General features: G+C 42.3%; 9 protein-coding genes. 3 read left to right on the top strand and 6 right to left on the bottom strand.

From position 1 onward, the window contains the following. The first annotated feature begins 400 nt into the window (after nt 1–400). From carA to Xvie_RS00320, 3 genes are all read left to right on the top strand, one after another. A complete protein-coding gene (carA, locus tag Xvie_RS00330; protein ID WP_086107423.1) occupies nt 401–1561 on the top strand; it encodes a glutamine-hydrolyzing carbamoyl-phosphate synthase small subunit in 1161 nt (386 codons plus the stop codon). Nucleotides 1562–1578: 17 nt separating this feature from the next. After that, nucleotides 1579–4809, top strand: a complete 3231-nt coding sequence (gene carB, locus Xvie_RS00325; RefSeq protein WP_086107422.1) for a carbamoyl-phosphate synthase large subunit — start codon at nt 1579–1581, stop codon at nt 4807–4809. 208 nt (nt 4810–5017) lie between these two features. Continuing rightward, a complete protein-coding gene (locus Xvie_RS00320; protein ID WP_279625667.1) occupies nt 5018–5695 on the top strand; it encodes a tyrosine-type DNA invertase in 678 nt (225 codons plus the stop codon). Between the two features lie 402 nt (nt 5696–6097). On the opposite strand, the gene Xvie_RS00315 is transcribed toward Xvie_RS00320, so the two are convergent. The 6 genes from Xvie_RS00315 to Xvie_RS00290 all read right to left on the bottom strand — a co-directional run bounded on the left by Xvie_RS00315 (nt 6098) and on the right by Xvie_RS00290 (nt 12715). Next, nucleotides 6098–6373, bottom strand: coding sequence for a helix-turn-helix domain-containing protein (locus tag Xvie_RS00315; protein WP_086107421.1), 276 nt, complete (start codon nt 6371–6373; stop codon nt 6098–6100). A gap of 18 nt (nt 6374–6391) precedes the next feature. Then, complete coding sequence (locus Xvie_RS00310; protein WP_086107420.1) at nt 6392–7231, bottom strand: MrpH family fimbial adhesin; 840 nt, start codon at nt 7229–7231, stop codon at nt 6392–6394. A gap of 65 nt (nt 7232–7296) precedes the next feature. Beyond that, nucleotides 7297–7860 (bottom strand): fimbrial protein, encoded by a 564-nt coding sequence (locus tag Xvie_RS00305; protein ID WP_086107419.1) that lies wholly within the window; start codon nt 7858–7860, stop codon nt 7297–7299. Between the two features lie 114 nt (nt 7861–7974). Beyond that, a complete protein-coding gene (locus Xvie_RS00300) occupies nt 7975–8736 on the bottom strand; it encodes a fimbria/pilus periplasmic chaperone (RefSeq protein ID WP_086107418.1) in 762 nt (253 codons plus the stop codon). Nucleotides 8737–8881: 145 nt separating this feature from the next. Then, nucleotides 8882–11623 (bottom strand): outer membrane usher protein, encoded by a 2742-nt coding sequence (locus tag Xvie_RS00295; protein WP_086107417.1) that lies wholly within the window; start codon nt 11621–11623, stop codon nt 8882–8884. A gap of 552 nt (nt 11624–12175) precedes the next feature. Next, complete coding sequence (locus Xvie_RS00290; RefSeq protein WP_086107416.1) at nt 12176–12715, bottom strand: fimbrial protein; 540 nt, start codon at nt 12713–12715, stop codon at nt 12176–12178. Between the last annotated feature and the right edge of the window lie 138 nt (nt 12716–12853).

Raw genomic sequence — 12853 nt, 5'->3', positions numbered from 1 at the left:
TTTTATTAATAATTGCGTAATTTTAATATAAAACTGATATTAATATACAAATTCAAATTAATTACAATTTTCATAATAATATTCAGTCTTTTTGGTGCCTTTTATCCATGAGCACTAAAAAAACCATATTTTTTTCCTATTTTTAAGTTTTCTCTTACAGTAATCGATTATCTGCTCCTACTTTTCTTATGTTTTTCAGCTGCATTTACTCAATACAAGACCAAGAGTTGCGAAAAAGCCAATAAAAATGCCATTTTTTGTAGACAACCCCCCATCTCATCATTAGAATGCGCGCAATTTGCCAAAATTTTGACAAAAATCATAATTGGCATTGATTTTAAGGATTAATTCTGAATTAATATGCATTTAATTCGATTTATTATTCACTCCGGAGGGCGTTTTGATTAAGTCAGCTATATTGGTTCTCGAAGATGGAACCCAATTTCACGGTCGCGCCATTGGTGCAGAAGGTGTGGCTGTTGGAGAAGTGGTCTTCAATACCTCAATGACCGGATATCAAGAAATACTTACCGACCCTTCCTATTCCCGCCAAATTGTTACTCTTACTTATCCCCATATTGGTAATGTCGGCATCAATGCTGCTGATGAAGAATCCCCCATTATTCAAGCCCAAGGCTTAGTTATCCGTGATTTACCCCTAGTAACCAGTAACTTCCGCAGTGAAGAAAATCTGTCTGATTACCTGAAACGTCACAATATTGTCGCCATCGCAGATATCGATACACGCAAACTGACCCGTCTATTAAGAGAAAAAGGGGCACAGAATGGCTGTATTATTGCGGGTAACGAAGCCGATACCCAAGTTGCACTGGAAAAAGCAAAAGCATTCCCTGGCTTGAAAGGCATGGATTTAGCAAAAGAAGTCACGACAACACAGCCTTACCAATGGGTACAAGGAAGCTGGACATTAGAGAATGAGCTACCAGAAGCCTGTAAAGAACAAGAATTACCTTACCATATTGTAGCCTATGATTTTGGGATTAAGCGCAATATCCTGCGCATGCTGGTGGATCGCGGCTGCCGCGTTACTGTTGTTCCGGCAAAAACTCCGGCAGACGAAGTACTGAAAATGGCACCGGACGGCATTTTCCTGTCCAACGGGCCTGGTGACCCAGAACCATGCGACTATGCTATCGAAGCAATTAAAACTTTCCTGAATATCGAAATCCCTGTCTTTGGTATCTGTTTGGGACACCAATTACTGGCACTGGCCAGTGGTGCAAAAACCGTGAAAATGAAATTTGGTCATCACGGTGGCAACCATCCTGTTAAAGACTTAGATCGCGATGTCGTCATGATCACGGCACAAAACCACGGCTTTGCGGTTGATGAAAGCTCACTGCCAGCCAATCTGCGCATCACGCACAAGTCACTCTTTGATGGCACATTGCAAGGCATTCATCGCACTGATAAACCTGCATTCAGTTTTCAGGGGCATCCTGAAGCCAGCCCCGGCCCACATGACGCCGCTTCTTTGTTCGATCACTTTATTGAACTTATTGAAGAACATCGCCAGACAAACGCCCAGAACACCAAATAATCAGGAGAAAAAGAAAAATGGCAAAACGTACTGATATTAAAAGTATCCTGATTTTAGGTGCTGGCCCAATTGTTATCGGTCAGGCTTGTGAATTTGACTACTCCGGTGCACAAGCTTGTAAGGCGCTGCGGGAAGAAGGTTATCGCGTTATTCTGGTCAACTCGAACCCAGCAACGATAATGACCGATCCTGAAATGGCTGATGCAACCTATATCGAGCCAATTCATTGGGAAGTTGTACGTAAGATCATTGAAAAAGAACGCCCAGATGCAGTCTTACCTACAATGGGCGGGCAAACAGCACTAAACTGTGCGCTGGAGCTGGAACGTCAAGGCGTACTGGAAGAATTTGGCGTAACCATGATTGGTGCGACGGCTGATGCAATTGATAAAGCCGAAGATCGCCAACGTTTTGACAAGGCGATGAAGAAAATCGGTTTGGGTACTGCACGTTCGGGTATCGCCCACACTATGGAAGAAGCGCTGGCAGTAGCAGAAGACGTTGGCTTTCCTTGTATCATTCGCCCTTCTTTTACTATGGGCGGAACCGGTGGTGGTATTGCCTATAACCGCGAAGAATTTGAAGAAATCTGCGAACGCGGTTTGGATCTCTCCCCAACCAATGAATTGCTGATCGATGAATCACTGATTGGCTGGAAAGAGTATGAAATGGAAGTGGTGCGGGATAAAAATGACAACTGCATCATCGTTTGCGCCATTGAAAACTTCGACCCGATGGGCATCCATACCGGTGACTCCATTACCGTAGCACCAGCACAGACGCTGACCGACAAAGAATATCAAATCATGCGTAACGCTTCGATGGCGGTATTGCGTGAAATCGGTGTGGAAACGGGTGGTTCAAACGTTCAGTTTGCTGTGAACCCGAAAAATGGTCGCCTGATTGTCATCGAAATGAATCCACGGGTGTCCCGTTCATCGGCACTGGCTTCCAAAGCAACAGGTTTTCCGATTGCAAAAATCGCGGCAAAACTGGCAGTCGGTTATACCCTTGATGAATTGATGAATGACATCACGGGCGGGCGTACTCCTGCGTCTTTCGAGCCTTCCATTGATTATGTTGTGACAAAAATTCCTCGCTTCAACTTCGAGAAATTTGCAGGCAGCAATGATCGTCTGACCACACAGATGAAATCTGTCGGTGAAGTGATGGCAATTGGCCGTACTTTCCAAGAATCCATGCAGAAAGCCCTGCGCGGTCTGGAAGTCGGCGCGATCGGGTTTGATCCTAAAGTCAATCTGGATGATCCACAATCCCTGACCAAAATCCGCAGTGAATTGAAAAATGCAGGTGCTGAACGTATTTGGTATATCGCTGATGCTTTCCGCGCTGGCATGTCCGTTGATGGACTCTTCAACCTGACCAACATTGATCGCTGGTTCCTGGTACAAATTGAAGAATTGATTCGTCTGGAAGAACAAGTCGCAGAACAAGGCGTTAACAGCCTGACCTCTGATTTTCTGCGTCACCTCAAGCGTAAAGGTTTTGCTGATGCACGTCTGGCGAAACTAGTGGGAATCTCTGGTAAAGAGATCCGCAAACTACGCCATGATTACAACCTGTATCCGGTTTATAAGCGTGTTGATACCTGTGCGGCAGAATTTGCTACCGATACCGCTTACATGTACTCCACATACGAAGACGAATGTGAAGCCAACCCGAACAATGACAAACCGAAAATCATGGTATTGGGTGGTGGTCCGAACCGCATCGGGCAAGGCATTGAATTCGATTACTGCTGCGTACATGCCTCTCTGGCTCTGCGTGAAGATGGCTTTGAGACCATCATGGTGAACTGTAACCCAGAAACTGTTTCTACCGATTATGACACTTCCGATCGTCTTTACTTTGAACCAGTTACACTGGAAGACGTACTGGAAATTGTGCGTGTTGAACAACCAAAAGGCGTTATCGTTCAGTATGGTGGTCAGACTCCACTGAAACTGGCCCGTGAACTGGAAGCAGCCGGTGTACCTATTATCGGTACCAGCCCTGATGCCATTGACCGTGCAGAAGACCGTGAACGTTTCCAGCAAGCCGTTAATCGCCTTGGCCTGAAACAACCAGCAAATGTTACCGTTACCGCTATCGAACAGGCCGTTGAAAAAGGTAATGAGATTGGCTATCCGCTGGTTGTTCGTCCATCTTATGTACTGGGTGGACGCGCAATGGAAATCGTATATGACGAACCTGACTTGCGCCGTTATTTCCAGAATGCGGTTAGCGTATCCAACGATGCGCCAGTCCTGCTGGATCGCTTCCTTGATGATGCCATTGAAGTAGACGTGGATGCCATTTGTGATGGTGAGCGGGTCCTGATTGGCGGCATCATGGAGCATATCGAACAAGCGGGTGTTCACTCCGGTGATTCGGCCTGTTCTTTGCCTGCTTACACCTTGAGCAAAGAGATTCAAAATGTCATGCGCCAGCAAGTTGAGAAACTGGCCTTCGAACTACGCGTTCGTGGCCTGATGAATGTCCAGTTTGCGGTGAAAAACAACGAAGTTTACCTGATTGAAGTAAACCCACGCGCAGCACGTACTGTGCCTTTTGTTTCCAAAGCAACTGGTCTGCCACTGGCAAAAATAGCCGCACGCGTGATGGCAGGTCAGTCTCTGCTTGAGCAAGGTGCAATTGAAGAGATTATCCCACCTTACTACTCTGTAAAAGAAGTGGTACTGCCATTCAATAAATTCCCTGGTGTTGACCCAATTCTGGGGCCAGAAATGCGTTCTACCGGTGAAGTGATGGGTGTTGGCCGTACTTTTGCCGAAGCTTTTTCAAAAGCAATGCTGGGCAGTAACTCCACCATGCGTAAAAAAGGCCGGGCGCTACTGTCTGTACGCGAAGGGGATAAAGAGCGGGTTGTCGATTTGGCAGCGAAATTGCTTAAACATGGTTTTGAGCTGGATGCAACACACGGTACTGCGATTGTATTGGGTGAAGCAGGAATCAATCCACGCTTAGTAAATAAAGTGCATGAAGGACGCCCGCACATTCAGGATAGAATCAAAAATGGTGAATATGACTATATCGTCAATACCACCGCAGGCCGTCAGGCGATTGAAGATTCAAAACTGCTGCGTCGCAGCGCACTGCAATATAAAGTGCACTATGACACAACCCTGAATGGCGGCTTTGCAACCACTATGGCACTCAGCGCCGATCCTACTGAGCAGGTTACCTCTGTACAAGAAATGCATGCCAAAATTGCCAAACAGCAATAACTCTATCGAATAAGATATCGTCACTTTTGGCGATATCCTCCCAAAAACGGCTTCCCCAAAGTTGGAAATCCAACAAGTCAGGAGGCCGTTTTATTTAATGTTTTGTTTATTAATGATACTTAATATTGAAGTCTGCAAATAATCAGCAACAATCATAATAGGTATATTTGATAATCATGGGGAGTCTAATACTGTGTCAAACATCATATTGAAGCGTAAATATCTAACCCACTCAGAAATTGAAGTGTTGCTGAAGGAATTGGAAAAGCATCCACATGCAGACCGCAATATCTGCATGATATTTATGGGATTTATTCATGGTTTTCGTGTATCCGAATTGCTTGGGTTACAGTTGGCAGATGTGGATTTAGAAGGGAAAAAGCTGCGTGTACAGAGGCTGAAAAATGGCTTTTCTACTATCCACCCAATGGTGGCGAGAGAAATTCAACTAATACGGAAATGGCTTTCCCTACGTCAGCGCTATAAAAACAGTGCTCAGAGTGACTGGCTATTCTTGTCCAGAACAGGTGCGCGCATGTCTCGCCAGCAGTTTTATAAAATCATCCGGCAAACGAGTTTAAAGGCCAATTTAGCGGTTTGCGCGAATCCGCACATGTTACGACATTCTTGCGGCTATGCTTTGGCGGACAATGGCGTGGATACCCGTTTGATTCAAGACTATTTAGGCCATCGGAACATTCGTCACACCGTTCGCTATACCGCGAGTAATGCGGGCCGCTTCGAAACGATATGGCTGGAAAGAGGAAAACGAAAATTGTCGACAATTAGTACCAAACTGTTAACCAATAAATTGACTCATTTTTTCAACTCCACTTACTTTCTCCCAACCTACAAAAACCAAAGCAACCATTTGATTTATAATTAAAAAATTATAACCCATTTAAAAACCTTCTTTCACACCTTCCCCATCATGACTTTCCTCTTTTTTCATCACGTTGAATAAAAATTAAAATTGCTCGACATCGAAAGCGGTATAATTTAACACAATCAATTATGCCAAAATAATAAACCAGCATTATGTTAAAAATAAGCCTAATCATCTTGTGTTAACAGTTTGGTACTAATTGTTAACCATTTGACATATTATTTTTTATGTTTTTCGGTGTAATTTGGATTACAAAAAAGCCATTCCTGAACAGGAATGGCTTTGATTTTTTGATACCTTAAATTTTTTCTATTTAATGTCCGTACTATTTAGTATCAATGTTATTTATTATCCAGTGCCATTTATTATCCAATATCATTTTTTATCAATATAAGCCCAGTATTACAAACCTAATACTGTTTCTGCTACACAGGCATATTGATTATTCATATGAACTTTTGGAGGAGTAAAACAGTCCTCCAAAAACCAGTCTGCGGGAGTCTTCAAGGCAATAGAAATAGCGACCAAATGCTCCAGACTGATTTTATTAGTACCTCGTTCGTAACGTGACAATTGCTGATGGCTCACTCCAATTTTGTCTGCCAGCTCTACTGCTGTCACTCCAATTTCTCTTCTTTTGATTTGGATTCTTTTTCCTACCAGCATACTGACTTGCATGATATCTCTACTCTCAATTTATAAATAAGTTAAAAAAACTATTGCAGTACCTTCATATTTACCGGCTTTTGGTGGAGTTATAGTGTGCAGTATTGATGTTAGTGTGAAATTAGTAGGTATATTCTTTCCTTGAGCAGTAACATTCACGCCATCTGTTACGTTTCTTCCATTAATTTGTAACGTTGAATACATTTGTTTATTAGAATCAAGGTACACTTTCGGCTCATCATTAATTGATCTGGCATGCAACATTACTTTGTTGCTATAAATAGCACATTCAAATCGGCCGTTAATTGAGCGGGTCGCATTATTCACTTCTGGTGCAGTTAATTCCCCGTAGGCAATTTCAGAAGGCAACTCGATTTTACAACTTTGATTCGGAGGAGGCATTTTGTTGCAAGTAGAGTTAGGGAATGTTTCCCCTTCACCATAGCTTATATTTATGCTAGGTGAATAAAATAACCCTACGCAATCCGCTTCTGCACTAATAATCGGAAATGTAACCCGTATAGGGATACCAATCTGTCTTTTATAAGCTCTCATTACATCGGCGGTTGTCTGATATCTCTGGGCATCTAGCAAGCATGCCCCTGCATCCCTACAAGAGCCGTACATGCCGGGTTTTCTACCATTTCTATATTGAACATCAGGGCCAACGTAGCATTCACGTTTTCCATAACAAGGATTAGGAATACCCTCTTCCTCTGTCCATGCAATGATTTCCATAGTTGTTATGGTTTGATTACCCTGTTGAATGGTATTAACTGGCATAACATAAGCCCCACCATAAGTATGTGTGGCACTGACTAAAAACAATAAGGCTGCTAGCTTCAACAACGATTTCTTAATATGGCGCATAATTTATTTTCCAAATAGCATCAGATTCTGACTAAATATCGTGGATGAAAAACCAGTCAGCATGACTAGTCGTAATTAACTTCAAAAGTCGCAATTGCACTGAATTCACCAGAACCAATTTTTTTCCGTTGGAGAGCACGAGGTTCAGCTTGTACATACGCTCTGAATGAAATTACATTATTTCTGCTATTGGCTAATAACGGGAATTCACTGGTTTTATTAAATGGCATTGGTGTACCATCGGTTTTCTCCATACCAATAGCAGCACCATAAGCACGACTGCCAGAGCTAAATGCCAATAACCCTGGTAGCTCATGACTCGGCTCTCCCAAGAACTTAATTTTTAGTCGTTTTGTTATACGAGGATCGCAGTCCTCTAAATTCAGATAAAATGGCTTGCCTTCTGTGCGATGTTTTGCATAAAGATCACGATCAAGAATGTTTCCCAAATCCACTTCCATTTTTTTATCTTTCGTCTTAATCGAGCAAGCAGGAGCAAGTACAGTTAGCGTAATCCTGACATCTTGACGCAAGTTATCTTTTGCATATGCACTTTGCTGGCTGCTAATGCCAAAAAGAAACAGCGCTGGCAATACATATTTGGATAATTTGATGCTTAACGGACCCATTATCATTTACCTACATTTATCCAATCAGTTACCGAAAGAAGCTCACCACATTCCGACTGATTCTGCGTTAATATCCCGCCAATATCATTATTGGTGGGATACCACCTACATAACTCAACCTGCTTTTTCAGTTACGCTTTTTGCCACCGTACAAGTATCACCACCACAGTTAAATGTTAACTGCGGATGCCCACCATAATCATTGACATAGGTCAGTACCGGTGTGTTACCCAGTGAATTAACTGTTCCACCAAGTTTTTCACTGCTTCTGGGAGCCAGCATGAGAGGCTGGAAGCCTTCTACACCCTTACCATCTGTCTTGTTTGATGCTTCTGAAATGGTGATGTAATAAGGTGTTGGATTATTCACCATATATTGATTTCCCTGACGGGTTAGGGTGAGTTTTTCCTGCCATGGATTATCAAGATCAATGCGGTTTGCAATGACAGCTTTCGGGCGATAAAACAATTTGATACGTGTCTGCAAGGCAAGTTGCAATACATTAGGCTTCTCACTGCGTGGTGGAATTTCACGAATGTTGAAATAGAACAAACTCTCTCTATCTTGTGGTAATTGAGCAATTGTCGGCAGTGTTTGAATCTTGACCTGACTTTTTGCTCCGGCTTCAACACGCTGTACCGGAGGAACAACTACAAGTGGGCCATTGATCTTATTTCCCTTTTCATCCTCAACCCATGACTGTGCCAAATAAGGTAAATCAAGATGTTGATTTTCAATATTCAGACTAACGGATTTCATATCCTCATTAAAAATCACTCTGGTACGATCCAACGTTATCGCTGCCATTGCCTGATGAACTGACATCAATCCAGTTACCGTCATGGCAGTTATCATTAGAATTTTTCTCAGTTTCATAGTGTTATTTGCTCATACTCAAAAGAAGCTCAGGTTTATATTGCTTTGCTGACTAATGGCAGCACTTTCATGTCAAAATTTCGCGCCCGAAAAAGCAATATAATACGCTATTTAAAACAGACTCTACGGACTGTTTTATTACATTTTATTTATCTTCGCCTTTTAAAAACTGACAGGGCATCAAAAATGCAGTTAAAGATTCCGCTGCAATATTATCTGGTACTGTAATCTCACACTGGGCACTTCCATCCCAATGCACTTGTATCTTTTCACCCTGTTTCATTCCGCTCAGATAAGCATATCCATCATCACTGACAATCCCGATTTCACGTTGAGATGCATTCACGACAGAGGCACCAAACGGTGGGAATGAACCGTCAGGCAGACGGATAATAGTCATCGCCTTGATCCCTGACATAACTTGGAATTTACGATAACCAATCGCGCCTTCCGTCAATGTTGCCTGCTGGACAGAACGCAATGCCTCTATATCATCTGGTAAGTTATCTAAGTCAACATTTGCCGTATTACGGAAGTAATTGTTCACATCAACCAGCACAGCCTTGCCAAAGTAGTTGGTATGCACTGCCGAACCGAATCCTCGAATAGGTACGTTGCTGACCCCTTCCGTATCTACCATCAAACGAGTAGCACCAATCATGTTAATGCGGTGTAGCGCGGCTCCATTTGCTGTTACAGTCACCCCACCTTGCAGACCAAGCGCAGCGGTCGTATTGCCACCATCCTGATAACTGGCGCTGGCAGTCAACAACGCCCTATCGCCATAATGAGTGTAATAACCATCTGCCAATACTTTGCCACCAATACCGGTTCCTGCTGAAATACGATAGTTATTACGATCATCAATGCGACCGTAGTAACCCGCCATATGAGAGTTACCCTGACGATTAGCCATGCCGTTATAACTGAACGTGCCTGAATCTCCCCACGGAATAGAAATATTCAGGTACATGCCATCATCTTTTTTGTTGTCAAAATTATTGCGGTAGGCAGAGAGATTAACGCTGATATTTTTATAACGCCCAATATCTAAGTATTTGGATAATGAAATGTTATAGCGATCATTTGTTGGTCGGTTCCAGTAAGTTTGATGGCTATAGTTAAGGTGGGCACTCAGACCGATATCTGTAAATTGTTTATTGAAAATAAAGGTATACAGTTCTTTACCACTATCGGAAGAAACGTTGCGATAACGGCGATCAATATATTGCCCCATATTCATGAAATCGCGTTCAGAAAAGCGATATCCGGCAAATGTCACTTGGCTATTGTATTGATCAAAACGTTTCGAATAACTGAGACGATAAGATCCGCCCGTAAGAGTCGTATTCTCTCCCGGTAATCTTGCTCTTGATTCTGTTACATCAAATGACAGCGCACCAAACATCATCAAATCACGGCCGACCCCCAGTGACAAGGCGTTATAGTTCCCTGCCGCCAAAAGACCGCCATACAATGACCAACCGTTGTTGATCCCCCAGGAAAACTCTCCCATACCAAACGCTGGCCCTTCACGACGGTGTTTGTCATTAGTAGATTGACCACCCACAATTTTGTACTGCACGCGCCCGGGGCGTGTCAGATAAGGAATAGTCGCCGTGTTGACCTGAAATTCCTGTATACCACCGTCTTGCTCTTCAACTCTGACATCCAGTGTTCCTGACACGGCATCACTGAGATCCTGAATACGGAATGGGCCAGAAGCGACCTGAGTTTCATATAGTACTCTTCCCTGTTGCCTAACCGTCACCTTGGCATTAGTCCGCGCTACACCTGTAACTTCAGGTGCATACCCACGTAAATTAGGAGGTAACATATTTTCATCAGTGACCAAACTGATGCCTGTATAACGAAAGCTATCGAATATATTGGAATTGAGATAATCCTCACCCAATGTCAGTTTTGATTCCAGACGAGGGAGAGCACGATACATATAGTAACGGCTCCACTCCCACTCACGATCTTTTCCATTAGTACGATCTCTTCCGCTAGAATGAACCGATTTATCATCCTGCTGATTTTTCAAATGGTTATATCTGGCCTGCCAGTCAGCCCGAAAGCGCCATGCTCCAGCATTCATCCCCGCTGTTCCGTTAGCACTTATCTGCTGGTTACTACTGCCATGAGTGGGTTTAGTGGTTTGGGCATTGAAGTTATAGTCAAACAGCAATCCGGGAAGCCCATTATCCCAGCGAGAAGGCGGGTCCCAGTTTGGCAAATCATATTCCAGATAGATTTTAGGTACGATTAAATAAAGTGTATAAGTCGCCAGATCGCCTCTTGCTGATATACCAGGCAATGCATTGAAATCAAGGCACTTCCCTTCATTCTGCCAACTCAATTTTTCTATCCATTCCTGTTTCAGTGTTATTTGCTTCACTAATTCGGGGGATATACAGGCTTCACTACCTTTTGGATCATCAGGTGGAGCAATGAAATCGATAGAATGCATATCCGGAAACTCATTTTGATTCACCCTGACACCCATTATATAGTTACCCGGCATGATATAACCTGTGCGGGCGAACTTATCCAAATCAATATTGGCACGCTCACTGATATCCAGAGCATCAGTATTAAATTCAATTGGTGGCTTAGAATAAGCTGCCTGAATACCAGATACTGCAAACAGTACCAAAGCAGAAAGAGGTTTAATTCCGTAAATTAGGTGATCTGTTTTTGTCTTATCAGCTATCTTTTTTTTATTAATCACTCTGTTTTTATTAAAGGTGTTTTTTCTATTATTGTTCGATTTTTTATTACTGTTCGATTTTTTATTAATAGATAAAAGATCATGATTCATAGAACCTGAAAACAAAGCCATAGCATCCTCTAAACAATGAATCGTTAATAATCCAATTTGAATTTAACCGCTGTTTGATACTGCCAAGTTTGTAAGTGTGTAGGAGTTATCACCAAATACATGGCATCATTAAAATTCATCGTTCTAAATTGAGAACTTTGACTGATACTGGGGTTGCAGAGGTAGCCACATGTCCTGCGTTTATCCGTAATAGTTACGTTCTCTGTTTTATGCTTTACTGGCTTTACCGTACTGCGGGGAATAGAGAAAACATGTCACCATCGGTATGCCATTAGAAATTACTCTTAAATGGCAAAAAAATTTTATTTTCCTAATACAGCCAATAGAGAACACCGTAGTTCAAATAAATAAAAAAGGGTATTTCAATTTACCTCTATAGGTATCATTCCGTTAATGGCGCATTCTGTTTACCTAATTATCAGTAATATTGATTTAGATCAATAACACTATTCTCGCTACAGAATACTGTAGTACCATTCTGCTAACACATGATGTTCAAGAAATACCCTGAAAGTATCATCAGGAAACTCAAATATAAATTGCACTAGGTTTCCTGATATTCAGCTATTAAAAATTAGCTGTCAGCTCGTAATATTACAGGTAGTTCAAAGTGAAGTTTGCAATAGCAGTGAAGCTACCGGTTTTCACATCCATACTTTCACCTTCAACGCCTTGCAGGCCTTTCAGGCGAGCAGCGAAGTTCAGTGTGTTATCGCCATCATGCAGAGACATCAATTCTGATGCTTTGCCCAGAGGAATGTGCTTGTTACCATGATTAGTGATCATGATTCCAGCACCTTGCGATTTACCTTCAAGAGCCAACAGGCCTTTCACAGAGCCATCAGCTTCTGGCCCAGTGAAAGTTGTTGTTACACCTTTCATAGTATCAAGAACGCAGTCTTGTAATTCAATTTTGAAAGGCTTAGAAGATGATTCACCACCCTTTTGCAAGGCAATGTTGGTTACTTGCCCCAGATCAACTTCAACATTATTGTTTTTGATTGAACAAACGGAATTAATAATAGAACCAGTGAATTTAACTGTGCCGTTACCTTGAGTAGGTGCTGCATTTGCCATACCAGCAGTTAAAGCCACGCCCAAGCCTAAAACCATCGCCAATTTGTTAAGTTTCATAATTTAACTTATGCCTTTAATTGTAAAATAAATACTGATAGCCAAAGGGAAGCCGAAGCACAGAAATTAATTTCTGACACTTAGGCGAATGATTATTTAGTTTTTTGACAGAAATCATAACCAGTCAAAATAAACCAA

It is taken from the genome of Xenorhabdus vietnamensis (assembly GCF_002127535.1).
Lineage (GTDB): Bacteria > Pseudomonadota > Gammaproteobacteria > Enterobacterales > Enterobacteriaceae > Xenorhabdus > Xenorhabdus vietnamensis.
Note: the sequence above shows the minus strand (reverse complement) of the source record. Positions and strands in the feature narration are given on the sequence as shown.

Excerpts from the sequence above, each read along its gene's own strand:
- carB (WP_086107422.1), top strand. The coding sequence starts at position 1,579 with ATGGCAAAACGTACTGATATTAAAAGTATCCTGATTTTAGGTGCTGGC.
- Xvie_RS00315 (WP_086107421.1), bottom strand. The coding sequence starts at position 6,373 with ATGCAAGTCAGTATGCTGGTAGGAAAAAGAATCCAAATCAAAAGAAGA.
- Xvie_RS00310 (WP_086107420.1), bottom strand. The coding sequence starts at position 7,231 with ATGCGCCATATTAAGAAATCGTTGTTGAAGCTAGCAGCCTTATTGTTT.
- Xvie_RS00305 (WP_086107419.1), bottom strand. The coding sequence starts at position 7,860 with ATGGGTCCGTTAAGCATCAAATTATCCAAATATGTATTGCCAGCGCTG.
- Xvie_RS00300 (WP_086107418.1), bottom strand. The coding sequence starts at position 8,736 with ATGAAACTGAGAAAAATTCTAATGATAACTGCCATGACGGTAACTGGA.
- Xvie_RS00290 (WP_086107416.1), bottom strand. The coding sequence starts at position 12,715 with ATGAAACTTAACAAATTGGCGATGGTTTTAGGCTTGGGCGTGGCTTTA.